This is a genomic window from Nocardia wallacei, from assembly GCF_014466955.1.
In the GTDB taxonomy this organism is placed as follows: Bacteria; Actinomycetota; Actinomycetes; order Mycobacteriales; family Mycobacteriaceae; genus Nocardia; species Nocardia wallacei.
The window spans coordinates 4,424,011-4,447,211 of record NZ_AP023396.1 but is presented as its reverse complement, the minus strand read 5'-3'; the positions used below and the strand labels follow the sequence as shown (position 1 = coordinate 4,447,211).

Annotated in this window: 20 protein-coding genes and 1 pseudogene; 11 read left to right on the top strand and 10 right to left on the bottom strand. The window is 66.6% G+C overall.

Features of this window, described 5'->3' with window-relative positions; all coding sequences use genetic code 11:
* Nucleotides 1–184 precede the first annotated feature (184 nt).
* The 3 genes from NWFMUON74_RS19560 to NWFMUON74_RS19550 are packed head-to-tail and all read left to right on the top strand — an operon-like array spanning nucleotide 185 to nucleotide 1,858.
* Complete coding sequence (locus tag NWFMUON74_RS19560) at nucleotides 185–517, top strand: hypothetical protein (protein ID WP_187683306.1); 333 nt, start codon at nucleotides 185–187, stop codon at nucleotides 515–517.
* The gene (locus NWFMUON74_RS36750; RefSeq protein WP_342452783.1) at nucleotides 450–1,010 is read left to right on the top strand and encodes a DUF6879 family protein; all 561 of its coding nucleotides are present in this window, start codon (nucleotides 450–452) and stop codon (nucleotides 1,008–1,010) included. The genes NWFMUON74_RS19560 and NWFMUON74_RS36750 overlap by 68 nt, the downstream gene beginning before the upstream one ends.
* Entirely contained in the window at nucleotides 1,007–1,858 is an 852-nt protein-coding gene (locus NWFMUON74_RS19550) for a helix-turn-helix domain-containing protein (RefSeq protein WP_187683304.1), read from the top strand. The genes NWFMUON74_RS36750 and NWFMUON74_RS19550 overlap by 4 nt, the downstream gene beginning before the upstream one ends.
* A gap of 93 nt (nucleotides 1,859–1,951) precedes the next feature.
* Here NWFMUON74_RS19550 and NWFMUON74_RS36745 read toward each other — a convergent pair whose 3' ends face one another.
* Nucleotides 1,952–2,401, bottom strand: coding sequence for an aromatic-ring hydroxylase C-terminal domain-containing protein (locus NWFMUON74_RS36745; protein ID WP_342452782.1), 450 nt, complete (start codon nucleotides 2,399–2,401; stop codon nucleotides 1,952–1,954).
* Between the two features lie 168 nt (nucleotides 2,402–2,569).
* Nucleotides 2,570–3,539, bottom strand: a pseudogene (locus NWFMUON74_RS36740) (FAD-dependent monooxygenase); the annotation flags it as partial.
* A 633-nt stretch (nucleotides 3,540–4,172) separates the two neighbouring features.
* Here NWFMUON74_RS36740 and NWFMUON74_RS19540 point away from each other — a divergent pair.
* Nucleotides 4,173–5,006, top strand: coding sequence for a helix-turn-helix domain-containing protein (locus tag NWFMUON74_RS19540; RefSeq protein WP_187683303.1), 834 nt, complete (start codon nucleotides 4,173–4,175; stop codon nucleotides 5,004–5,006).
* A gap of 1 nt (nucleotide 5,007) precedes the next feature.
* On the opposite strand, the gene NWFMUON74_RS19535 is transcribed toward NWFMUON74_RS19540, so the two are convergent.
* A complete protein-coding gene (locus tag NWFMUON74_RS19535; protein WP_187689617.1) occupies nucleotides 5,008–5,580 on the bottom strand; it encodes a hypothetical protein in 573 nt (190 codons plus the stop codon).
* A gap of 411 nt (nucleotides 5,581–5,991) precedes the next feature.
* Between NWFMUON74_RS19535 and NWFMUON74_RS19530 the strand changes: the two genes are divergently transcribed.
* Together NWFMUON74_RS19530 and NWFMUON74_RS19525 are read left to right on the top strand one after the other, a co-directional pair.
* On the top strand, nucleotides 5,992–6,336 hold the full coding sequence (locus NWFMUON74_RS19530; protein ID WP_187683302.1) for an AAA family ATPase: 345 nt from the start codon (nucleotides 5,992–5,994) through the stop codon (nucleotides 6,334–6,336).
* 1,111 nt (nucleotides 6,337–7,447) lie between these two features.
* Nucleotides 7,448–7,660 carry a hypothetical protein gene (locus tag NWFMUON74_RS19525; protein ID WP_197986873.1) on the top strand — a complete coding sequence of 71 codons (213 nt, stop codon included), beginning with the start codon at nucleotides 7,448–7,450 and terminating at the stop codon, nucleotides 7,658–7,660.
* A 251-nt stretch (nucleotides 7,661–7,911) separates the two neighbouring features.
* On the opposite strand, the gene NWFMUON74_RS19520 is transcribed toward NWFMUON74_RS19525, so the two are convergent.
* Nucleotides 7,912–8,727: an SDR family NAD(P)-dependent oxidoreductase gene (locus tag NWFMUON74_RS19520; RefSeq protein WP_187683301.1), complete on the bottom strand. Its 816-nt coding sequence runs from the start codon at nucleotides 8,725–8,727 to the stop codon at nucleotides 7,912–7,914.
* A 54-nt stretch (nucleotides 8,728–8,781) separates the two neighbouring features.
* Nucleotides 8,782–9,513, bottom strand: a complete 732-nt coding sequence (locus NWFMUON74_RS19515; RefSeq protein ID WP_187683300.1) for an NADPH-dependent F420 reductase — start codon at nucleotides 9,511–9,513, stop codon at nucleotides 8,782–8,784.
* 120 nt (nucleotides 9,514–9,633) lie between these two features.
* Between NWFMUON74_RS19515 and NWFMUON74_RS19510 the strand changes: the two genes are divergently transcribed.
* Nucleotides 9,634–10,218, top strand: coding sequence for a TetR/AcrR family transcriptional regulator (locus tag NWFMUON74_RS19510; RefSeq protein ID WP_187683299.1), 585 nt, complete (start codon nucleotides 9,634–9,636; stop codon nucleotides 10,216–10,218).
* Here NWFMUON74_RS19510 and NWFMUON74_RS19505 read toward each other — a convergent pair.
* From NWFMUON74_RS19505 to NWFMUON74_RS19485, 5 genes are all read right to left on the bottom strand, one after another.
* On the bottom strand, nucleotides 10,203–11,375 hold the full coding sequence (locus NWFMUON74_RS19505; protein ID WP_187683298.1) for an SDR family NAD(P)-dependent oxidoreductase: 1,173 nt from the start codon (nucleotides 11,373–11,375) through the stop codon (nucleotides 10,203–10,205). The two genes, NWFMUON74_RS19510 and NWFMUON74_RS19505, sit on opposite strands and share 16 nt — an antisense overlap.
* A 243-nt stretch (nucleotides 11,376–11,618) precedes the next feature.
* A complete protein-coding gene (locus tag NWFMUON74_RS19500; RefSeq protein ID WP_187683297.1) occupies nucleotides 11,619–13,556 on the bottom strand; it encodes an FAD-dependent monooxygenase in 1,938 nt (645 codons plus the stop codon).
* 3 nt (nucleotides 13,557–13,559) lie between these two features.
* A complete protein-coding gene (locus NWFMUON74_RS19495) occupies nucleotides 13,560–14,192 on the bottom strand; it encodes a VOC family protein (RefSeq protein WP_232110452.1) in 633 nt (210 codons plus the stop codon).
* 17 nt (nucleotides 14,193–14,209) lie between these two features.
* Nucleotides 14,210–15,163 (bottom strand): fumarylacetoacetate hydrolase family protein, encoded by a 954-nt coding sequence (locus NWFMUON74_RS19490; protein ID WP_187683295.1) that lies wholly within the window; start codon nucleotides 15,161–15,163, stop codon nucleotides 14,210–14,212.
* A 34-nt stretch (nucleotides 15,164–15,197) separates the two neighbouring features.
* A complete protein-coding gene (locus NWFMUON74_RS19485; protein WP_232110451.1) occupies nucleotides 15,198–17,513 on the bottom strand; it encodes a transketolase-like TK C-terminal-containing protein in 2,316 nt (771 codons plus the stop codon).
* A 667-nt stretch (nucleotides 17,514–18,180) separates the two neighbouring features.
* Here NWFMUON74_RS19485 and NWFMUON74_RS19480 point away from each other — a divergent pair.
* The 4 genes from NWFMUON74_RS19480 (at nucleotide 18,181) to NWFMUON74_RS19465 (ending at nucleotide 23,137) form a co-directional block, all read left to right on the top strand.
* A complete protein-coding gene (locus NWFMUON74_RS19480; protein WP_187683294.1) occupies nucleotides 18,181–19,491 on the top strand; it encodes a PucR family transcriptional regulator in 1,311 nt (436 codons plus the stop codon).
* Between the two features lie 333 nt (nucleotides 19,492–19,824).
* Nucleotides 19,825–20,913, top strand: coding sequence for an MCE family protein (locus tag NWFMUON74_RS19475; protein ID WP_232110450.1), 1,089 nt, complete (start codon nucleotides 19,825–19,827; stop codon nucleotides 20,911–20,913).
* A 365-nt stretch (nucleotides 20,914–21,278) separates the two neighbouring features.
* Nucleotides 21,279–22,061: an SDR family NAD(P)-dependent oxidoreductase gene (locus NWFMUON74_RS19470; protein ID WP_187683293.1), complete on the top strand. Its 783-nt coding sequence runs from the start codon at nucleotides 21,279–21,281 to the stop codon at nucleotides 22,059–22,061.
* 86 nt (nucleotides 22,062–22,147) lie between these two features.
* Entirely contained in the window at nucleotides 22,148–23,137 is a 990-nt protein-coding gene (locus NWFMUON74_RS19465) for an NmrA family NAD(P)-binding protein (RefSeq protein ID WP_187683292.1), read from the top strand.
* The last annotated feature ends 64 nt before the right edge of the window (nucleotides 23,138–23,201 follow it).

Here is a 23,201-nt window from a genome sequence, read left to right as displayed (position 1 = left end):
GGCGACCGGGGGACATTCAGTGTCGAGTGTCTGGTGGAACCGTAGGGCCCGCTATCGCTGGTCGGCCATACCTATGCACGATCATGCACGAAACTGCGTCGATGCAGGACATCTATGGTAGAACCGCGTCCAACCAGGCAGGTATGCTGCCATGCATGTGCATGACTGGACAGGAGACGCCGCGATGAAGATCAAGCTCCTCGGCAAGGGTGGTTCCGAGGCCAACGGTTGCCCAGCTCTCTACGCCACCGAGCGGGCCAGCTATGTTGTGCAAGGCTGGGTGACGGAAACGACCGGAACTATCGAAATCCCGCACCTGCTAACAGGTTTCGCCGAACAACACACGTATATTGGGGCCGAGATGACCGACACCGGAAGGGGTACGTTCACCTTGTCCGGCCGACCCGTCGTGGACGACGACACCCTTGGCCAACTTGACCTGGCTGACGATGAAACTGCCATCGAGGTACCCAAGATCGGAAGGACCTATTACGGGCATGCTGCTAGTCGTCGGTGACCCTTGGCCTGACTGGTTCCGCGGGCTACGGCACTCGGCTTTCCACCTCGAAGTTCGGGATTCCTATGTCGAGGCATCGGAGAGTAGTCGTCTGCAAGCCTTCCTCGCTGGTGATCCTGCACCCGACGAGCCTCCAGTCCCATGGCATGGACTCATGCGGGAGACAACCGCGCGGGGAGTCTCCGTCAGCCGGGTACGCATCGTTACCGTACCTCACTCGGATTATCACCGGTGGTTGCTTTCGATCACTGGGCTCAATATCGAATCCGGCGAAGAAATCCGCTATCTGCCCCGAGATGAGGCAGGTCCGGTGCCACCCGACGATTGGTGGCTGTTCGATGATGAAAAAGTCGCGTACAACCTTGTTGACGCAGCCGGCAAGCCTGCAGGCGTAGCGGTCACCACCGATCCGCAGCTCGCAGAGTACTGCCGGAGTGTGCGCGACCGGCTGTGGCAGATCGCCACACCGTATGCGGAGTACATCTCGAGTTGACAAGCTCGATTCAGCAGCAGCGCGAAGCTCTCGGAGGGCGACTCCGAGAGCTTCGTCGTTCTGCCAAGCTGTCCGGCGCCGAGCTGGCACGCCGAAATGGCTGGCATCAAACCAAGATTTCGAAGATCGAATACGGCCGCATCAAGCCTTCCCACGACGATATCCAGGCATGGTGTGAGCACTGCAATGCCGTCGACCAGGTCCCGGACCTCATCGCGAGCTTGGAAAACATCAACGCTGCCTATCTCGAATGGCGGAGAGTGCTGGGTACAGGAACAAAACGCCGCCAACTCGCTCTCGTCAACCTCAGTGAGAACTCCGCTGTCATCAGGATATATAACCCACATTTCATACCGGGATTTTTGCAGACGGCCGAATATGCTGCCAAGGTCCTTCGCAACGTGAGTGCATTTTATCAAACACCTGACGATGTGGACGCTGGCGTGGCGAAACGGCTGGAAAGGCAGCAGCTTCTGTACGGGGGAAACCGACGCTTCCACTTTCTCCTCGGTGAGCAGGCGCTGTATACAAATGTCGGTGGAAAGGCGGTTATGGCTGGGCAGTTGGATAGATTACGAGCTATTGTGGGATTGCCCCGCGTGACCATCGGAATCGTACCGCGCGCGGCGGAGCTACCGTTCGCGCCGACAAATTTCTCTATGTTCGATTCCAAGATTGTTCTCGTCGAGTCGATTACGGCCGAGATCACTGTCACGCAACCACGGGAAATTCAGATATATCATCAGGCATTCGATACTCTCGTGAACAAATCGGTAACCGGTACTAAAGCCCAAGGGCTGATTAACAAAGCAGCTCGTGACGGGATGGCTGTTGACTGGCATGAGTGACTCGATACCTCACCAATTGCGCGGGCCGACCTCTGCCGCGGGCCCGCTCTTTGCCACCCGGTCACCCCCGACGCGTCAACCGGCTTCTTGTCGTCAGCTAAGGACTGCGTCGAGACCGTCGAGCAAAGCCTCGTGCTCGGAGAACGCGACGCGGCCGGCGAGGTAGCCGTCCGGGCGGATTAGGCACACCACATCGGAGTCTGTCGCGCCATAGATGTCGTGGACGCGGATGTTGTTAGTGAGCACGGTGCTGGTCGGCGCAGTCGTCCGCGAACCCGGCGAGCTGACCTGCCGCACCCGAACCAAGTCGTCGAACCGCTGGCGGACTCGCGACGCCAAATCCGTTGATTTCCAAGCTGAATGGGGCTGGTGATGCAGGGTAAGGAGGGTGTAGCCGGGATGGCGCAGCAGGTCGTGCACGCTCGTCGACCCGGTGAGGGGCAGCTCGGGTGCGCGATCTCCGGCAGCAAGACCGGTCAGCGGGTGCACGTCCGCCGGGATGGAAACGACGTCGCGGTAGGTGTGGCCGAGTCCAGAGATCATGCTGACGGCGCGGTCGTGGAAGTCGGGCTCCTCCACTATCGCGATTCGCTCGGCCATGGGGCGTTCATGGTCCATGAGGATCTGGTGGAGCAGGTCGGCCATTGCCCCGACCTGTTCGTCGGCGGGCCAACGCTCGTCCTCGTAACTGTCCAGCAGCCCGGCGTGAGCCTTCCCAGTCGCTACGGCGGCGAGTTTCCATCCCAGGTTGACTCCGTCTGCGATACAGGCGTTCATGCCCAGCCCGCCCGCGATGCTGCGCAGATTCCCGGCGTCGCCGACCAGGAAGATCCGCCCGCGCCGATACAGCGGTGTCTGACGTTTCCAGATCGTGAAAATGCTCGTCGACGACGGCTGGCCGATCGTCGCTGCGCCGTCGAGTTGCCGGTCGAGGACCCGCTGGAACTCCTCGCGTGCTACCGCCTTTTTCGCCACTGCGCCACCGCCGGGCTCGCTGAGTAGCAGCCGGTAGTTCTCTCCGGGGAGCTTGGTGATGAGGAGCATCCCCGCGTCCGTGATCAGATAGTGGATCCGGTCGTCGCCGAGCCAGAAATTCATCATCGGGGTGTCCATCATCCGGTTCCGGCCCGCGTAATCCCCGCCCGCATACTTCACACCGATCAGTCCGCGTACGGTTGAGTGGACGCCGTCGCAACCCGCCAGCCACTGGCATCGCACCGTTTCGGTGCTGCCGTCCGGCCGCGACAGTGACACTGTCACTCCATCGCGATCCTCGGTGGCAGAGGTGAGTTTGGTGCCCCACCGCACCGAGACGTCCCGTGCCGACAGGTACTCGCGCAGAAGTGTCTCGGTCATGTTCTGACTGCTGATGAGGATGTGCGGGTACCGCGTGCCGGTGAGTTGTGTGAAATCGAGCCGCGCGACCTTGTCCGTTGCCTCGAACCGGTAATCCATTGACTTGTGCAGCAAGCCTCGGTTCAGGAACTCGTCGATCAGGCCTATCTGCATCAGCCACTCCTGTGTGCGCATGCACAGTAAATGCCCGCGACCACGGATTCGGCTCCTCGGCGCTATCAACTATCTCGAACGGCACACCCCACCGCGTCAGCTCGATTGCCAGAGATAGACCTGCTAGGCCCGCGCCTGCAATCAAAACTGGCTTGGAGATAATTCGGGACATGAAATCAACCTCCTGCGGTTCGGCCATGGCGGAGGACACAGACTCAATTTCCAAGGTTGTGCGCAGGTATCCGAATGGGGCCGATGTGACTTGTGGCGTGTATGGCAATGGGATAGATCGAAGAATTTGACGATCGTGAAGCGGAGCGAATTGAGATTTCAGAGCCTGGCTCTTGACGAACGTGGCATTGCGATCATGGTGTGCGGATTCGCGGGTGAGGTCGTATGGGTGCTGCGCCGCCGCGAAGGCGTGCGTGCGGTGCCGGGATGTCGTTCTGGGATGTGGTTCGGAGCTTGCAGTCGGTTGTTCATGTCGAATCGACCCGATCAGTTCGAGCTGGAATGCGGGGTGTGCGCGTGCTGCATCGGTTGATGCGGCGGCGATGGTGTGGTGGACGAGGGGCCCGATCGTCAACTCTGACGCTAGGAGTCGTTCCCTGTGCTCACAACGGTGTTGCTCGAGGTTGCTCGATAGGGAACACCGCATCGCGGCAGAGCAGTGCTAATACAGCTCGTTGAGCAATTCTTCGCGATATCGGGCATATTGTGTTGAGGATCCGGCGGTCGGGTGTCCCGGTGGGCGGGATCTGCGGCGGCCTGTGGCCGATAGGTGTGACGTTCGGAAGGTATCTCCGTGACCAGGGTTGATGATGCACGGCAGGTACTCGGAGTTCGCCTGCGCGACCTGCGGGTATCGGCCCGGATGACCGGTCGCGGCCTCGCCGCGGCGGCGGGCTGGCATCCGGCCAAGGTTTCGAAAATTGAGCACGGCAAGCAACTGCCATCCGAAGAGGACTTGGCTATATGGTGCCGTCTTACCGACAACAAGCTGGCATTGCCGGACCTGGCGGCAGCATTGCGTAATGTCGATGCGGCCTATATGGAATGGCGGCGAATCGCAGCAACCGGGCGTGCGCACCGGCAGCGTCAGAGTATAAAACTCGAGGGAGCGGCGTCGCTTGTCCGTGGCTTCGACTGTCTTATACCGCCTGGGTTGCTACAAACACGTCACTATGCTGAAGCTGTGCTCAGTCGGTGCATTCGGTTCCTCGATGCTCCAGATGACTTGGACGCGGCGTTGGCCGCGCGTATGGAGCGCCAACAGGTGCTCCGCGCGCCAGGTCACCGCTTTCATTTCGTCGTCGCAGAATCGGCACTGTACACATCCGTCGGAAGTGAAGAGATCCGGCGCGCGCAGATGGAACATCTCCTCAGCTCGATGCATCTTCCCCGGCTGCGTATCGGCGTGCTTCCCGATACGGCTGAGTTCTTCTACGAAACCACAAACTTTCTGCTTTACGACGACAAGATCGCTCAAGTTGAAACAATCAGCGCGGAATTGACCATCCGGCAGCCTCGCGAGCTTGCTCTGTACGAGCGCGCATTCGAGATGCTGACCGAGCAGGCGGTATACGGCAACACTGCTCGCGAACTTGTCATGATCGCCATTAACGGCAAGGACCGGTGAGCTAGCTAGCCGGGAGGTCGTGGTCTGCGAAGACGCCTCCGACGAACCGGTCGGGGAATGGCGCGGGAGTGGTGTGGTGATCGATGCTGTCGGCGGGCTGGTAGTCGAGGCTGCCCCAGCCCGTGCGCGGCCACCAGGTCTCGGGGGTGTCGGATGTGCCGTAGAGGGTGAGGAATGGCTGGGGGAGGGGCTGGATGGCGGCGTTGTAGAGCAGGGTGGGAGCGTCGCGGGGCTGAGCCAGGTGGCGCGGTGGCGGGGTTCGCTGGGTTGTGATATCGGTGACGCCGTCGTCGCTGGAAGTGTGGGCGATGCCGCGCAGGATCACGACGGGCGCGCCTCGGCCGCGTTGTCCGAGGATGATGCCCGCGGCGGCGGCGATGAGGTCGGTGAAGGTTTCCTCTTGCCGTTTGCTGCCGTGCTCGGTGACTCGCAGGGGGTGATGCCGGCGGCGCCGAGCAAGTCTCCACAGTCGATCCCCTCTTTCGAAAGCCGAAGCCGCGCATGCTGGTTCCAGGTCTCGCGCAGCCCAATCCAGGAACCCGAATAGAAGTCCCCCGCAACGCATCTCCCACATGAACTGTGATAAGAGATACACCAGACCACCGACAACATCCCGGAACTGCACACGCGCTCAGCCCCGAGACGGGAACATCCGCAGACCAGTATGCGCAGCAACCGCTATCCATGCCGCTCAATTTCACGCGGACCGAAGGCGCGCATGCCGAACCCTACTGAGCTGCAACTTGTCCCGTTCCGCACAGGCGACCGAATTCGAGCGATTGAACCGGGTCGAGTACCTGGCGGCAATTAGGCGAAGCGCAGGTCTTCACCACCGACTAAGTCATCAGCGCTGAGACGACCCGGGCGGTATCCTCGCGACCGCTGGCTCTGCGCCACAACTGTTCTCGCCTAGCTAGCGTTCACCTGGCAACGGCGCGGTGGCACCGCGCCCCTGCCCCGGCTGCGCCGGTGTCGGGGTCGGGCGGTGGCGCGCCCGAACGGGCAGGACCACCACCTGCGCCAGCTCGCGGGTGGCGGCGGATGTGAATGTGCTGCAAACTGTACGCACCGCCGAGGCTCCGTGTTGTTGTACGGGCCACCGGGCACGGGCAAGACTTCGCTGATCGAGGCCGCCTACGAGGAGGACCTGCTCACCGTGCAAGGCGAATCCGACACCACGGTCGCGAACTTCGTGGCAGAGAACACCCAAAACTCCGACGGCACTTTTATTTTCGTGCACGAGGCCGAACAGGGCTCACTTCAGCTTTCCGGCCGTAAGCTGACGGCTCAACTCAATCACGCGGGCAGGGGCGGAAGCGTTGGCCGATGATGAAGAGACGCGGCGTTATTGGCGGACTGCGGGTGCTGTTGGTCTGCTCTCGGTCGCAGTCGCGCTCGGCGTAGGGATCTACAACCATCCGCCGAGCGGTGATTCTGCTGCGAGTGGCTCCCACGGTACCGATGGCGGGGTGACCGCCAGCCCGACCGTGGGGGCCGCCGCCACCGTTGGATCGCAGGATGATTTCGTCGCGGCCCTCCCGAGTCGGCTCCGGAACTCGACAGGATGCAGGCCGGGGTCGGAACCCCCCGCTACTCTTTGTGTCATTCAGACGACGCCAGACACTGACCGCCTGTTCACACAAGCTTACCCGCGCATTCGAGTCTTCGCCGGGCACCTGCTGCCGAATCAGCCCCCACTTCAAGCGGACGACTGCGGTGGCGGCAAGGCATCTGCCCGGGGTACAGACGCGGAGACCTGCTTCAATGCGGCTGAGAAGCAGCTCCGGTACTACAACCGCCGTACCGGATTGAGTCTTCTCATTGGGGATTTCGACAACGAGAGCAATGGCCTGGCCTATCTGACATGGTCCGGACTCTGATTTCATCTGCTGCGCCAGAGTCACCAGGATGCGGGTCGACCTCCGAGTCGCTCGCATCCTGATTTAAGGCGGAATCGTCGCCTCCCCTTCAGCTCGAAGCTTCATCCGCATCTTGACCGGACATGACTCGCCCGAACTTTGTGCCGGGCTGACCGCACCTGTCGCCGCAGCATGGCTGGCCGAGTCGTACTCGGTAACGCTCGGAACCAGGGAACTGCCCATCGGCCCCGTCTATGCCATCCACCCAGCCGCTGTCGCGACGAACGCAGACGAGGCAATTGCCGCGCTGGACGCAGGTTTTAGAGTCGCCTTCGCGCCCGGAGACGACCACTTCTTTTATCTAGCACTCGTAGACAAGCCGATCGAGCGCCTGCGAGGAGAACCCGAAACACCTCGATATCGACCAACCACCCCGCGCCTCCGAACGTTCCGAATCAGAGGCCGAGTAACTGCCGCAGGAATAGTGAGGACGCACCGTTCCTATTGGAGCCGGATTTGCTATGTGCCCGACCTCCCTTGGCTTAGTTCAGAGAAGCTTGCCTCCGGTGCGCACAATTGCATGTGAACCCGAAAATGCTACCTCGTCTCGACGAATTGGAGTCGGACTTGGAGAAGCGGAGGAAACGCGCCGCAGCCGAGGGGTGGCTGGGCGAGATCGAGGGGGTGGACCTCACACTCCAGTGTCTGCGCGGCAAGCGCGCCGACGCGCTCCGGCTCACGCGCATCACCCGCCAGGTGGACCTCGGCATGCCTGCCGTCGGCACAGTCCAGTAATCGAGTCAGGCGGATCGCTCCGGCTGGCCGAAGTCGTGCCGGGATGATCCGCCTGAAAGGGGCCTGTCAAACGAGGGTTCTGGCGCGCTTTCGGTGGTTGCTGAGCGTGACAGAAGGATCATCTCGCGCGTGAGCGCGTGATTCCGCTGCCTGGCTTCAGGAGGTTGTTCCGTAGGTGACCAGGGTGTCGACGGTGGGCGGTTGGCGGTGCTGGGTCGTGCGCGACGGTCTACGGCGGCTAGAGTCGATCTTTAAACAGTCCCGTCACTCGTGGGAACTCTCCTGGTTGCCTCGCGGTCGGTGTGGGGTTGGTTGGCGATGACTGCGGTGGTGGTGCGGCCGCCGTCGACGTCGATGACGGTGCCGTGGACGAAGGTGGATTCGTCGCTGGCGAGGTAGATGGCGGCGTTGGCGATGTGGTTGGGGGTTCCGCTTTGGTTGGCGGGGGTGCCGCGCATCATGGCGGTGCCGGGGCTTTCGCCGGTGTTCTCGGCGATGACGCCGGGGGAGATGGCGTTGACGCGGACTCCGTTGGGGCCGTATTCGGCGGCCCACATGCGGGTGAGGGTTTCCATAGCGCCTTTGGTGGAGGCGTAGAGGCTGGCCATGGGAATGCCCAGGCGGGCGACCCAGGAGCCGAGGTTGATGATGGCCCCGGAGCCGCGTTCGGCCATCTTGGGGGCGATGAGGCCGGTGAGGAGGAACGGGGTCTTGACGTTGACGGCGTAGACCTGGTCGAAGGTGGCCTCGTCGGTGTCGGCGGTGCTGGTGGCGGGGAAGATGCCGGCGTTGTTGACGAGGATGTCGATGGCGCCGCCGAGGGCGTTCGTGGCCTGTGCGGCGAGAGTGCGGGCGGTGTCGGCGGTTCCGTCCAGGTTGGCGGGGATGAAGACGGCCTTGCCGCCGGCGCCGGTGATCTCGGCAATGACCTTGTCGCCGCGGGTCTGGTCGCGGCCGCTGACGACGACGCGGGCGCCTTCGGCGGCGAAGGCGACGGCGATGGCTCGTCCGATGTTGCTGGTGGCTCCGGTGACCAGTGCGGTCTTGCCTTCGAGTCGTCCGGGCATGTGTACTCCTTGACGTCGGGTTGGACTGTGCGGACGTGCCAGTCGGGCTGAGTCTCAGAACCGACCGCCGGCGGGTCCGCGAGCCGCCGAAGCGACGAGGGCTTCCACCTGAGTCGTCGGGATCGAGGCGCCATCGGCCTTTGCCATCCACGCCATGAGTTCCTCGCCAGGCAGGTCGGTGGGCATCGCGCCGAAGTAGGGCATGACGTAAACCGGGGTGTTGGGTTCGCTGCGCCAGCTCGTTGACAGAGCACCGGTGTCCACGGCGTCGTAGCCGAGTGCGTCCATCAGGCCGCTGACCGCCTTCTTGGCGGCTTCGTCGTCGCCCGCGATGGGTAGTGCGGAGCGATCCGGTGATCCCGGCGGGCGGGCGAGGGTGTGCAGCTGGTGGTGGAAGACGTTGTTGAACGCCTTCACCACTGTTGCCCCAGGCAGCGTCCGCTGCAGCAGTTCGCTCGAGGTGACCTCGTCGGAGTCCAGCTCCGGGAAGCGGCCGTCGCGCTGGGGGTAGTAGTTCGTCGTGTCGATGACGACGCGGCCGGCCAGTGCGTCGGCCGGCAGGTGTCGACAGGCCGTGAGCGGTACGGAAACGACGACCAGATCCGCTCGGGCGGCTTCCTCGCCGGTCGCCGCGCGGGCGTGGCCGCCGAGATCCGCTACGAGCCCGGCGAGGGTCTCGGGACCGCGGGAGTTGCTGAGGACGACGTCGATGCCGGCGGTCGTGGCCAGGCGCGCCAGCGTGCCGCCGATCAGGCCGCTGCCGATAAAACCAAGAGTGGTGCCCACAGTTCCGGGACTCCCTTTCGCAGGAACTTAACATGACCGGCCGGTCATGTTAGCGACTGTACCACTAACTGGACCGGCTGGTCAGCTTTGTTACGCTCGTGGTCGACCGAGGAGGTGGCGATGGCAGCGCCCGACCGCCCCATGCGCGCGGACGCCGTGCGCACCCGCAAGGCTCTTGTCGCAGCAGCCGCCGCGGTGTTCGCCGAAAGCGGTGTGGACGCCACCACCGCCGAGGTCGCCGCACGGGCGGGCATCGGCAAAGGCACCGTGTTCCGCCACTTCCCCACCAAGGACGACCTGCTCGCGGCCATCGTCGCCGCGGCCGTCGACGAACTCGTGGCCGACGGTGAACGCCTGGCCGCCCATGACGACGCCGCCGCGGCCCTGCGGGAGTTCCTGTACGCGAGCGCCGCGCTCAACGCCCGCAACCGGGCCTTGGTCGACGCGCTCGACCGCGCTGACGCGGACCGGAATCCGAAGATCCAGGCCCAGGTCGAACGGCTCGTCGCCACGGCAGAACAGCTGGCCGCGCGGGCCCGCCGCGCCGGCGCCGTGCATCCCGACGTCCGCGGACTCGACATCGTGATGCTGACCTGCGGCATTCACCACGCCTCCGCACCGTTGGCCGACGAGGAACCAGACGTCTGGGAGCGCTACGTGGACATCGTGTTTGCCGGACTCCGCGAGGATCAGTCCTTCAACTGAACGATGCGATCGAGCACACCCAGGTGCTCGGCGTGCGGTACGCCGCCCTGCACCAGATCCCAGAACACCTCGTCGACCCCCAGCGAGGCCACCCGAGCGAGATCTTCCCGGACCTGGGCGAGGTCACCGACCAGCGGAAGCCGGTCGCTCCCGAGCGGTTCGGCGGTGACGGTGCCGTTGACGCGGACCACGACCGGTCCCGGCCGCACCCCCTGCGGCACCGCCTCGAGGTACGCCGCCAGCTGGGACTCGAAGCCCGCCCACTCGTAGATACCGGGGTTGAAGCCGAACCCGAGCCGGCCGGCGCGCTGGGCCGGGACCGCCAGCCCGGGAACCGCACCCAGAAGCACGGGCGGACCGCCGGGCCGCACCGGCTTCGGGCTGATCTCCGAAGCCGCGAACCGGTAGAACCTGCCGTCGTACCGCACAGGATCCGGCGTCCACGCCGCCGTCAACGCGGCCAGGAAATCCTCGAACCCGTTGCCGCGCCTGCTCCGTGCGACCCGGTCCGGTGTGATGCCCGCGGCTTGTTTGCGGTCGAGTTCTGTCATGAAGCGCTGGAATTCCGTGGTGTGTGGCGAGCCGTCGGCGAGGTATTTCGTGCGTCGTTCGCGGAGTCCGGAATCGACCTGTCCCGGTTCGACGGTGGTGAGCCAGATGCCGTAGGGCGATTCCTCGAATCGTGCCGCGGTGGCGAATCCGCGTAGTGCGGCTTTGGTGGCGACGTAGGAGGAGCGGTAGGGCAGCGGGAAGCTGGCCAGCATCGAGCCGACCATCACCACCCGCCCGGTACCGCGCTGGCGCATGCCGGGTAGTAACGCCCGGGTGAGTGCGATCGGGCCGAGCACGTTGAGCTGGAACAGTCGGGCTACGGCGTCGCCGGGCAGGTCGGCCAGCGGTCCGGCTTGGCTTTCGCCGGCGTTGTTGACCAGGACGTCGACAGTATCCAGCGTCGAGACGAACTGTTCGAGGGAGTCGTGGTCGGTCAGGTCCAGGGGCCGGTAGTCGATGCCCGGCAGGCGGTCTGTCTCCGGGATCGTGTCCGGGTTGCGGCTGGTCCCGATCACCCGGAACCCGTTGCCGGCCAAGACCGCTGCAGTGGCCCGGCCTATTCCCGACGAGGCCCCGGTGACGACGGCGACGCGTGTGGTGGGCATATCTCTCCTGACGATTCCTGGGCCGATGGCCACGCACGGTGGCACGCACAGGTGACGGTATTTCGCGGTGGAGGTTCAGTGGAAGCCGGCGCGGAACGATTTCGGTCCTTGCGGGCGATTGTTGTGCAGGAGCTGAGGGTCGGAGACGGATCGGCGGCTGCGCCGAGCGCTAGGAGTGCAGCAGGGCGGTCAGGCGCAACGCGCCCTGCAGGTGGCGGCAATGCCGGTGCTGCGTAGGGCAGTTCATGGCGCGGAGTCGGTGGTCGGCTGGGCGGGGTCGGCGGTGTTCGCCGAGACGCGGGTGGCGTGGTCGTCGCCTGCCGGCATGGGGTGGGCCCGGCCGCGGCCGTTCGGGTGATCTTTCCTGGCTGGCCAGTACGGGCCCCACTGGGTGCGCAGCCAGTCGAGCAGCTCCGGTGCCGCGGTCGGGGCCTGGTCGCGGTTGCGCCACAGCACATGCCCGTCGGGCCGTACCGCTACCGCGCCGTGTTCGCCGACTTCGTACAGTGCGATCAGGGCGTCGCGGTCGCCCGGGTCGGGGGCACGCAACGCGGTCACCTGTATCGGCAGCGGTGGCCGCGGGTCTGTAGTGAGCGCGGCGGTCCAGGCGTGAGGGTCGGCGGTGAACAGGGTGAGCCTGCCGGGCCCGAGCAGGTCGTGGATCGGCATCGGCTGGTGCTCGAATTCGATTGTCGCGTGGGGCAGGCGGGCGCCGGGCCAGGTGGTGGGCCGGTAGGTGAGCACGCCGTCGCCGTCGATGGGCACGGGGCCGGGTTCGGAGCGGATCAGCGGGCTGCGGTAGACGTAGCCGAATTCCAGGCCGGTGGCGATGAAATGCTCGAGCTGGCCGGGGATCTGGGCGGCGATGCGGGCCCGGACGCGTCCGGCGCGGCGGTGGCCGGGTTCGACGGCGGCGGTGCGGGCGGTTTGCATGTCGGTGAGCCGGTCGCAGAGCGGTGCCAGCAGCCGGTCCGGTAGCCATGCCAGCGGGGGGCGGGCCAGGGCGGCGGTGGCCTGCTGCACGGCGCGGTTGGTGACGCCGAGGGAGCGGGTGACCTTGTCGAGCAGGAAGTGGTTGCTGACGCTCTGCTCGGCGAAGCGGGTGACCACGGGCCGCCGTTCGGTGTCGTAGGTGTCGAGCAGGTCGGCGTGGGCGCCGTCGTGGAGGATGGCGGTGAGTTTCCAGGCCAGGTTGTGGGCGTCCTGGACGCCGCTGTTGAGCCCGAAGCCGCCGGTGTGGGGGAACCGGTGTGCGGCGTCGCCGGCCAGCAGTAGCGCGCCGCGGCGGAACCGGGACGCCATCTGCGAGGTCATCGTCCAGGTGCCGGTGGAGCGGATCCGGGTCGGCACGCCGGGGCCGAGCACCGCGGGTAGCATGCGTTCCCAGTAGGCGCGGGGGTCGCGCGCGATCTGCTGGGCGGGGTGCAGGTAGACGGTCATCAGGATGTAGTCGTCGTCGGCGTGGGCGATCATCACCCCGCAGAAGCCGGGCCGGTAGATCCAGCTCAGCAGTGGTCGCTCGGTTCCTGCCGGAAACAGGCCGGGGGCGTGGAAGAACACGCTGCCCATGTTCGCCAGCACTGGGCCTGTCATACCGATGCCTGCCTGCTCGCGCACGCTGCTGTTGGCGCCGTCGGCGGCGACGACGAACCGGGCGTAGATGGTCTCGGTCGAACTCGCCGTTGCGGGGCTCGCCGGCACGGCCGGGCGGGCGGTGACCACGGCGCTCGTGCCGGTCTGGTCGACCTGTTCGGCGAGGGTGGCGCGGCGGAAGTCGACCAGTGGTTCGCGGTCCAGGGCTTCCCACAGCACGGGCATCAGCTGGTGCTGGCCGATGTGGGACAGCAGGAACGGGCTGTGGCTGCGGACCTGCGCGGTCCAGTCCGGTCGCGACAGCAGGTCGATCTGCCCCAGGGGTGGCCCGGCCGGGTCGCCGCACCAGCGGATGATGTTGACCTGTTCGATCGGGGGCGCGAGGGCGGCGATGCGGGCGGCCAGGTGTGGGTCGGTGTGCTGCCAGATTTCGAGCGAGCGGGCGTTGATCACGTGCGCGGCCGGATGCAGCAGCGGGTCGCTGCGCCGTTCGAGCACGGTGCTGGGCACCCCGTAGCGGGCCAGCAGCAACGCCAGTGTCGATCCGGTGGCGCCGGCTCCGACGATGACGACAGGGCGGGTGATCATCGGTTACAGCGTCCTCCAGGTGATGGCGCGGGTGTTCGCGCGCGGTGTCGTTCCCGGGCGGGTCCCCGCCCCCGGTGCCAGCAGCGTCGCCGCGGGCTCGCCGCGGCGCAGCCGCTCCAGCAGGTAGTCCGGGTCGACCTCGACACCGATCGGGTTGGCCTCGAATGCGGAACTGGCGAAGTAGTCGGCGGTCGCGGCCGCCGTCTCGAAGTTCTCGACCTGGAACTCCAGCCGGATACCGTCGGGATCCTCGTAATACAGCGAGGTCGTCGGGCCGTGATTGATCGACCACACCGGGGTGATGCCCTGGCGGGCGAGCCGCTCGTAGGTGCCCAGCAGCCGGTCCAGCGACGAGAAGGTGAATGCGAGGTGGTCCACGCCGTAGAACTTGCGGCGGAATCTGGCCAGGAGCAGCAGATACCGCAGCACCGAGGGTACTTTGACCAGCGCCAGCCGGTGGCTCTCGTCGTCCCAGGTCAAGAACGCGATCCGGCGGTCCTCGTGCACCACCCGCGCACCGAAAACGGTTCGGTACCAGGCGATCATCTGTGGTGCGCGCGCGGTTTTCACCACCCAGTGCGCCAGCAGTTCGGGGACCGCGACATTGCTGTCGCGGGAATCGGGAACAGGTGTCACGGGAAACCTCCAGCGGGTCATGGAGCGGTGATCAGGGTGCGTTGAGTGCCCAGGTCCAGTGACCCGCTCTGGTCGCGGATCGACGCGGTGATCAGATCGCCGGGCGCGAGATAGGGTTTGCGCAGGTTCTGGCGGATGAACAGCGACCACAGCCGGTCTTCGGGCAGCAGCGCGGTCGCCAGGCGCCGGATCAGCGCGGGCGGGGTGGTGGCGGTGCAGCCGTGCGGGGTGCCGGTGAGCACGACGTCGCCGGGGCTCAGATTGCAGAACTGGCTCAACTCGGTCAGGGTTTCCGCGGGCCGGTAGAGCATGTGGGCGGTGGTGTCGTGCTGACGCAGCCTTCCGTTGACCTCGAGCCGCAGCTCCAGGTTGTCCAGCAACGGCATATCCGCGGGCTCTAGGATCGCCAGATACGGGCCCAGCGGGCAGAATCCGCGGTAGCTCTTGCCTTTGAGGAACTGGCCCTGCGGCAGCTGGACATCGCGGGCCGACAGATCGTTGGCGATGGTGACCGCGAACACATAGCCGGGCAGGTCCGCATCGGTGATCGTGACCGGTGCGTCGATCGCGCGGCCGATGACCAGGGCGAGTTCGATTTCGAAATCCAGCAGCCGTACATGCGCGGGCCGGGTGACGGGGTCGTGCGCGCCGGTGACCGCTGCGTCGGTCTTGTCGAAGAACAGGTTGAACGCGCGGGCGTCGGGGTCCATGCCGGACTCGATCGCGTGCTGACGGTAGTTGGCGCCCTGGCAGATCACCCGGCACGGTGTCGTGATCGGCGAGAGCACCGTGACCGCGTCGAGCCGGTGGACCGGTGCCCGGTGCCGCGCCGCGCGCCAATCCTGCTCGCCGGTCGTGATGAGGTCGGCGGTGCTGGGGTAGCTGCCGTGCAGCGGGGTGATCTTCGCGTCGTCGACCACCCCCCATTCCACGGCGTCGCCGAGGCGGTAGCGGATCAGGTTCGTGACCACGATGGGCTCCTCATGGGTTGGGCGACAAGGGTGTTCACGGCGCGGGCACCAGATCGAGGGCGGCGCGCACGATCGAGTCCGTGTCGATGCCGTGGTAGCGATACACCGCGTCGAGGTCACCGGATTGGCCGAACTCGGTGACGCCCAGATGGATCGCCGGCACCCCGTGCACGGTGGCCAGGAATGCGAGCGTGTGCGGATGGCCGTCGAGGACGGTCACCATCGGCCGGCCGGCCGCACCACCGAACAGGGTGTCGAGGATCCAGTGCTGTCCGTGCCAGCGGCCGCGGCGCGCCTGCACCGCGGCGAACAACAGTCCCGGGCTGGTCACACAGACGATCTCCGTTTCGATACCCAGCTCGTGCAGGCGGGTGGCGGCCGCGATCGCCTCGGGCACCACCGCGCCCATGGCCGCGATCGTCACCACCGGGTTCGGCGGCCTCCGCAGCACGTATCCGCCGGCCAGGACATGGTTGCGGCGCCGCTCGCGCGCGGCGGGATCGGCCGGCACGGCCGCGAGCCGCTGGTCGAGCGGACGCGTCGACAACCGTACGTACGCCGCGCGGCCCTGCGGCCGGTTCAGCTGGTCCAGACATCCCAGCAAGATCCATTCGGTGTCGAGGACGAACGCCGGTTCGTAGCTGACGCAGCCCGGCTGTTCCAGCCCGATCGAGGGTGTGACGATCGACTGGTGTGCGCCGCCTTCGGCGGCGAGGCTCACCCCCGACGGTGTCCCGACCAGCAGCGAGCGGCCCCCGGCGTAGATCCCGAACGACCACGGTTCCAGCGCCCGCGTCACGAACGGGTCGTAGAGCACACCGATCGGCAGCAGCGGCTGCCCCCACCGGCTGCCTGTCGCGCCGAGTTCACCCAGCACACCGACCAGATTGGTTTCGGCGATCCCGAGTTCGATGTGCTGGCCGCCCGGGCCCTCGCGCCACTGCAGGATCGTGTCGGGGTCGTCGGCGAACCAGTTGGGGCGCTCGGTCACCGACCACGTCCCGACCTTCGTGACCCACCCGCCCAGGTTCGTCGTAGAACTCACGTCCGGGCTGACCGTCACCACCCGCGCACCGACCTCCGGTGCGGCACGCAGCAGATCCAGCAAAGTCCGGCCCAGCGCCGACTGGGTCGACGCCACCCGCGCCGGGGTGCGCCCCAAATCGGCCGGCACCGCCAGCGGGCCGGGCTCGGTGACCGGCGGCCGCGCCAGCCGTCGCGCGGTCCGCGCGCACAGCACCCCCTCATCGCTGCCGGGCTCGAAACCCGCCCACCGGTCGGCGAGATCGACTCCCAGGCGGGCCGCGACCGCCTCCAGCTGTTCGGCACTCAGCAGCGAGGAATGGTTGTGCGGATGTCCCTCGGTCGGCAGCCCGTACCCTTTCACGGTGTAGGCGAAAATGACCGTGGGCCGGGTGTCGTCGATCGCGGCGAACGCCTCGCGCAGCGCACGGTGATCGTGCCCGCCCAGGTTGCGCCACGCGGCCAGCAGTTCCTCGTCACCGACTCCGTCGACCAGTGCCCGGATCGCCTCGGCGTCCGTACTGTAGCCGGGCAGCCGCTCGCGCAACCCGGCGGCGGGTAGCCGCAGCAGCCGCTGATACTCCGGATTGCTCATCGCGTCCAGCCGCGCCCGCAACGCCGCACCTCCCGGCCGGGTGAACATCGACTCCAACGTCGCGCCGTACTTGACCGTGATCACCTGCCACCCGGCGGCCTCGAACATCGCCGCCACCCGCGACGCGGCCAGATGCGGAACGACCCGATCCAGCGACTGGCGGTTCACATCCACGATCCACACCAGCTCACCCAGCTCGGGGACCGCCGGATCCAGCAGCGCCTCCCAGCAGGCGCCTTCGTCGAGTTCGGCGTCCCCGATCAGCGCGTACTGGCGGCCGGCCCCGCCGGCACCGAAATGATGCTCGACGTAGCGGCGTGCCACCGCACCCCACACCGGCGCCGTCGCCCCCAGCCCGACCGAACCGGTCGAATAATCCACCGGATCCGGATCCTTGCTACGGCTGGGATAGCTCTGCAATCCACCGAAAGCCCGCAACGTCGTCAGCGACGACCTGTCGAGCCGGCCGAGCAGATAGTTGATCGCATGCAGCACCGGCGCGGCGTGCGGCTTCACCGACACCCGATCCGCGGCGGTGAGCTGCTCGAACCACAACGCGGTCATGATCGACACCATCGACGCGCTCGACGCCTGATGCCCGCCGACCTTGAGCCCCGACGGGTTCTCACGCACCCGGTTGGCGTGATCGATCATCGCCACCGACAGCCACAACACACGCCGCTCGATGCGGTCGAGCACCTCGACGGGCGCAGCGGTCTCCAGGGCAGGCAACGGAAAAACCCCCGAACATCAACACCCGGCGACATCGCCACGACAGCACCGGTGACACGGATACGTACACCTCTATCGAAGCGCCGGACCCCTACCACCGGCTTGGCCTCCGATACAAACCCGTACGCAATGCTTGGACCCGAATCCACATGGGAGGGCAGGTGGCACAGGAGATCGGCGGCGACCCCTCACGCCCTGGGACCCGGTCGCCAGGCCGGCGCACCGGGGAGAGCGGCGAGGATGGCGACACCCCACCCCTGTATCGCCCCCGTGCGCGCCTGGTCCGCGACAGCATCCGGCAGCGCGCCCCGCACGGCCCGGCCGATACCAGGACACGCACTGCGCCGGGCCGGACGGCCCCGGTCTCGTCGACAACTCGCCACGATGGCCAGGAGCACGACACCGACGCTGTAGAACCGTGGCTCCGTGCCTCGTCGCACGCTGCAACCAGGTGTGTAAGACCTTTCAGAGGAACCCCAGGGCGCACGATGATTCGGATGCTGAACCGCACACGGATATCAGTGCGCGGCCGATCGACGGTCGCGCACACGATCGCGGTAAGTGAGGCAGGCATACCGCGATGGGACCGGCCGGATGGCGCTCAGAGCGACGTAGTGCCGCTCGAAGCGGGTCGGCTGATGGCCTAGTGTCCGGGGGTGTGGCGGCGATGAATTCAGCTGGTGTGGGTGGATGGATCCGGCTGCTCCGACCGCGCGGGGAGCAGGCGCTAGCGGGTTCGGTGCTGCCCGTGGCGACGGTCGAGGAGTTGACGGGGCGGCTCGGCGCGGGTCCGGCAGGGTGGGCGGTGGAGCTCGGGGGCGCGATTGCCGACCGGATCGTGGCCGAGGTGCCTGAGCTGGGTGTGCACGGCATCGTGGAGATGGTGCGGGTGGGCGGGGAAGCGGTGGCGTTGCAGGCCACCGCGGCATTGGCGGAGGAGACCGATTTCCGGGTGGCCGCCGTCCCCGAGGTGCTGCTGGGCCCCGCGGAGGTAGTCAGCCGCGGTGTGGGGGTGGAGCACATGCTGCGCAGCATCCGGGTGGCTCATGCGCTGGCGGTGGAGCGGGTTCTCGACGCGGCCGAACAGCTGGTTCCGGCGAGCGAGCGGTTCGCGCAGATGCGGCGGGTCAACGAGGTGCTGTTCGATATCACCGAACGGCTCAGCGACGAGATGGCCAGCGAGTACGGGCGCGCGCACGATGCGTGGCTGGCCAGTTCGGCCGCGCTGCGTCGAGAGGTGCTGCAGGAGATCTTGCGGGGCGGGCACGTTCCGCCCGATCGTGCCGTGCGCAGCCTCGGCTATGACCTGTCGCGGCATCACCTGGCGCTGGTGGTGTGGACCGACGACTACACGGGGACCAGAGCACACCAGCTGGAAGAGGCGGCCACGGCGGTGTTGGCGGCGTGCGCGTGCACGACGACGTTGATCGTGCCGGTCGGCGGGCGACGGGTGTGGGCGTGGGGTGCGCAGGTCAGCGGGGCGCCGTCGCGGCCGCAGACATCGTGGCCGCGCCCACCGGCCGGGGTCCGTGTCGCGATGGGGTTGCCCGGGTCGGGGGTGGCCGGGTTCGTCTCCAGTCACCGGCAGGCTCTCGAGGCCGAACGGGTGGCCACGCTCTCGGTGCTCGCCCGAGAAGTGTTCGATTATCAGGACCTCGACGTGGTGGCGATGCTGAGCAGCGACTTGGAGCGGGCGCGTGAGTTCGTGCGCCGCGAACTCGGTGGTCTCGCCGATCCCGGGGAGGCGGTCGCGGCGGTGCGGGCCACGCTCAAGTGTTATCTCGATGTCGGGCGCAGCCTGGCCGAGGCGGCGGCGCTGCTGCATGTGGCCCGCAACACCGTCGCCTACCGTGTGCAGCGCGCCGAGCAACTACGCGGCTGCAAGATCAGCGAGCGCCGGCTGCCGCTGCAGGCCGCGCTCGCCCTCGCCGACGAACTCGGCACCGCGGTCCTCGGTCACGCGCCCGTGACCGGCTGACCGCCGGCACCTCGACATCACCCACACCCGAGACTGCTTGGGCTCGAAACCAATCCGTGAGTGAGGGTTTGTGCCCGAGTCCAAGCGGGCGGGTCGGTGCGGGCATTTCGATAGAAGTGTTCGCATCCGTGTCCCGGTGCAGCCACGGCAACGTCGCCGGGAGTTTCTGTGAGGAGTGCCGTTGTTCGCGTCGGCCTCGGCTGTATCCGTTCGGGCGTTCGGTGGCGGTGTCTCGCCGCGATGTGGCGTGCGCCGCCGCACCGGCCGCGGTCCCGGGACGGCCTCGGCTGGCCCGGTGGCGGGTGTGGCCATGGCCGTGGGTCGGGTGCGGCGATGATGTCGACGACACGCGCGGGGTGGGCGCTGGTTCTCGGGGCGTGCGCCGTGGTGGCGATCGGCGGTTGTTCGGTGCCGACCGACGTCCAGGACGCGGTCGGCACGACACAGCACATCACCGCGGATTTCCGCAATATCGCGGGCATGTTCGAGGGCAACCCGATCACGGTGCTCGGCCTCGAGGTCGGCAAGGTGGACAAGATCGTGCCCAAGGGGCAGTTCGTCGAGGTCCACATGGTCGTCAACAGCGATGTGAAACTGCCGAAAGACGTGACGGCCGCGCTGATTTCGCCGTCCATCGTCACCGACCGCCACATCGAGCTCACTCCGCGCTACACCGGCGGGCCGACCCTGCCCGACAAGTCGCACCTGACGGTCGAGCAGACCCGCACGCCGGTCGAGCTGGACACGATGATCAAGACCATCGACCAGTTCGCCGACGCGCTCAAGCCCGCGCCGGGCGCGGCGGAGGGCCCGCTGTCGGGCACCCTGCTCTATGACATGGTCAACGGTCAGGGCTCGAAGATCCGCGACACCCTCAACGCCCTGTCCGGCGCGTTGAAGGTCGGCGTCGACAACACCGACGCGGTCGCGAGCATCATCGTCAAGCTCAACGAGCTGACGACCATGCTGGCGGAGAACGATCAGTCGGTGCGCGACTTCAGCAACCAGGTCACTCAGATGACCTCGCTGCTCGCCGAGCAGTCCCCCGGCCTGCAGGCCACGCTCACCCAGATGAACGACTTCCTCAACAACACCAGCGGCGCGTTCACCCAGTACCAGGACCAGCTGGCCTCCAGCCTGTCCGGGCTGACCGCGGTCACCGATCAGCTGCGCGCCAACGCCGCCGGTGTCACCGAGGTCGTCGACGTCGCGCCGCTGCTGCTGCACAACATCGACCGGGCCATGGACAAGCAACGCCGACATCTGCGCACACACGCCGTGCTGGGGGTCTCGGCGAGCGAAGTCGTCAGCGTGTTCTGCGAGCGCATCCAGATGCGCGCGGACGGCTGCCGGACCGGCAAGATCGAAGACCTCGGACCCGACCTCGGACTGACCGCCGCGCTGATGGGAATGACCGGATGACCGATCCGGGCCGGCGCGACGCGTCACCACCGCCGTGAGGTGTCGGTGAGTCCGATGTCGTCCAGCCGGGCAGGGGCAGTGGTGGTGTCCTGTGGCGGCGTCGGCCGGGCCGTGCGGGATGTGCTGCCGGATGCTGTCACGGACCAGGCGCGTGCGGGGGTGAGACCGGGTCCCCGCGCGTGAGGGATCGCCGGCGATCTCCGTGTGCCACCTGCCCTCGATGTGGATTCGGGTCCAAGCATCGGGTGTGGGTTCGTATCGGAGGCCAAGCCGGTGGGCGGTGTCCGGCGCTTCGATAGAGGTGAGGTGGAAACCCGTTCCTCTTAAAGACCGCCGCCGTCTCTACCGCCACCGAAGGGAACCAAATGCCGTTCACGCCCGCCCGATCGCTGATCACCGGGGCCAGTGCAGGTATCGGCGCCGCTCTCGCGCACGGCCTTGCGCGGCGCGGGTCGGACTTGATACTGGTAGCCCGTCGTGAAGATCGGCTTCGTCGGCTCGCGGCCGAACTGGAGACCACCCACGCGGTGAAATGCCAGGTGATCGGCCTCGATCTGGCCGAGGAGCGTGCTGGCCAACGACTGCGGGCGGCGGTCGACGGCGATATCGACCTGCTGGTGAACAACGCCGGTGTCGCGACGCAAGGTCCGTTCGTCGACGCCGAGGCGCAGGAGCTCGACCGCGTTCTCAGCGTCGATGTGGCAGCGCTGGTCGATATCTGCCATGCCTTCTTGCCCGGCATGATTCGGCGGCAGGAGGGCACCATCGTCAACGTGTCGAGCACGACGGCGTTCCAGCCGGTGCCCTCCTTGGCCGTCTACGCCGCGGCCAAAGCCTTCGTGCTGAGCTTCACTCAGGCTCTGTGGTACGAGGCCCGCCCGCACCATGTGCGGGTCATCGCGTTGGCGCCTGGTCCGACCAGGACCGAGTTCTTCGATGTCATCGGCGAGAACGCCGCCATCGTCGGCACGACACAGACCTCCGACGAGGTCGCCGCGACTGCCCTGCGCGCCCTCGACCGACCGATGGTGCCTCTCTACGTCGTGTCCGGCACACGGAACAAGCTCTTGGCCCACCTTGCTCAGGTGACGCCCAATCGTCTGCTACTGCCGTTCATCTCACGGTTCATGCGCGGGCTCGATTCCTGACCGGCATTCGTCCGATCCCTCCGGCCTGCGGCACAGTTCGCTGTTCCTCACCCCGAATCGCACTCACCAATGAAAAGAGGACGTGTATGACCACCGTCGTTGTCACCAGCGCGGCAGGAGGAGTCGGCCGCCCCCTCGTCCGGAACCTCAGTTCCTCCGGCGCCACGGTGCGGGCGCTGGTGAAGAACACGGCGCAGGCCGACATCGCCCGCCAAGACGGCGCCACCGAATTCTGCGTCGGCGACCTCCGTGACAGAGCCACTCTCGCCGACGGCCTGCGCGGCGCCGACGCCATCTACCACGCGGCACCGACGCAGATCATCGACGAATACCCCATCGCCGAGGAACTGGTCGAGATCGGCCACGATGTGAGCCTGAAGCATGTCGTGTTCCATTCGGTGATCCACCCCGACATCGCTGAACTGCCCCACCATCAGCAGAAAGAGCGCGTCGAAAAGCTGCTGCGCGATTCCGGGCTCGCGGTGACCGTCCTGCGCCCCTCGCACTACATGCAGAACTATCTCGAGCTGTGGGAGTTCATCCAGGGCGGCCTCATGCCCTATCCCGTATCGCCGACCAGCGTCATGGGCGTCGTCGACGTCGAGGACGTCGCCGCGGCCGCGGCCGCGGTCCTCACCCGTCCCGACGACCATGTCGGCAAAACCTACGACTTGTCCACCGAAGAACTCGACCGCAACGCCATGGCACGCGCATTCACCGGAGCACTCGGGCACCCCGTCACCGCGATCCGATTGCCGCCGGACACCCTGGCCAACCCGCTATCGGCTGCCGCCTCACTGACCAAGGGGCTGATCGGCGCGCTTCCCACAACATCGCCCCCCAGGGCGTTGCACCTTCTGCGCGGTATCGCCCAATCCTGGAACGCGCGCGGAATTCGCAGCTGGCCCCGCGAGGCTCAGCAGAACTACGTCCAGATGATGACCTACTACGACCAGCACGGCCTCCCGGCCGGCGACCGGGACCACCTTCCAGCGCTGCTGGGCCGCGCCCCGACCAGCTACACCGAGTTCGCGCAACACGAAGCCTCCCGGCGGCTCCACCCATTCCGCCACTAGCGCACCAACCCGACCAGCTGCGGGGAAGCTTGGCACCGGCGACGCACCTTGTATCGCGAGGCGC

Coding starts and splice junctions, on each gene's coding strand:
- NWFMUON74_RS19560 (WP_187683306.1), top strand. CDS start 185: ATGAAGATCAAGCTCCTCGGCAAGGGTGGTTCCGAGGCCAACGGTTGC.
- NWFMUON74_RS36750 (WP_342452783.1), top strand. CDS start 450: ATGAAACTGCCATCGAGGTACCCAAGATCGGAAGGACCTATTACGGGC.
- NWFMUON74_RS36745 (WP_342452782.1), bottom strand. CDS start 2,401: ATGATCTCTGGACTCGGCCACACCTACCGCGACGTCGTTTCCATCCCG.
- NWFMUON74_RS19535 (WP_187689617.1), bottom strand. CDS start 5,580: ATGTGGGAGATGCGTTGCGGGGGACTTCTATTCGGGTTCCTGGATTGG.
- NWFMUON74_RS19520 (WP_187683301.1), bottom strand. CDS start 8,727: ATGCCCGGACGACTCGAAGGCAAGACCGCACTGGTCACCGGAGCCACC.
- NWFMUON74_RS19510 (WP_187683299.1), top strand. CDS start 9,634: ATGGCAGCGCCCGACCGCCCCATGCGCGCGGACGCCGTGCGCACCCGC.
- NWFMUON74_RS19505 (WP_187683298.1), bottom strand. CDS start 11,375: ATGCCCACCACACGCGTCGCCGTCGTCACCGGGGCCTCGTCGGGAATA.
- NWFMUON74_RS19500 (WP_187683297.1), bottom strand. CDS start 13,556: ATGATCACCCGCCCTGTCGTCATCGTCGGAGCCGGCGCCACCGGATCG.
- NWFMUON74_RS19480 (WP_187683294.1), top strand. CDS start 18,181: ATGAATTCAGCTGGTGTGGGTGGATGGATCCGGCTGCTCCGACCGCGC.
- NWFMUON74_RS19475 (WP_232110450.1), top strand. CDS start 19,825: ATGATGTCGACGACACGCGCGGGGTGGGCGCTGGTTCTCGGGGCGTGC.
- NWFMUON74_RS19470 (WP_187683293.1), top strand. CDS start 21,279: ATGCCGTTCACGCCCGCCCGATCGCTGATCACCGGGGCCAGTGCAGGT.
- NWFMUON74_RS19465 (WP_187683292.1), top strand. CDS start 22,148: ATGACCACCGTCGTTGTCACCAGCGCGGCAGGAGGAGTCGGCCGCCCC.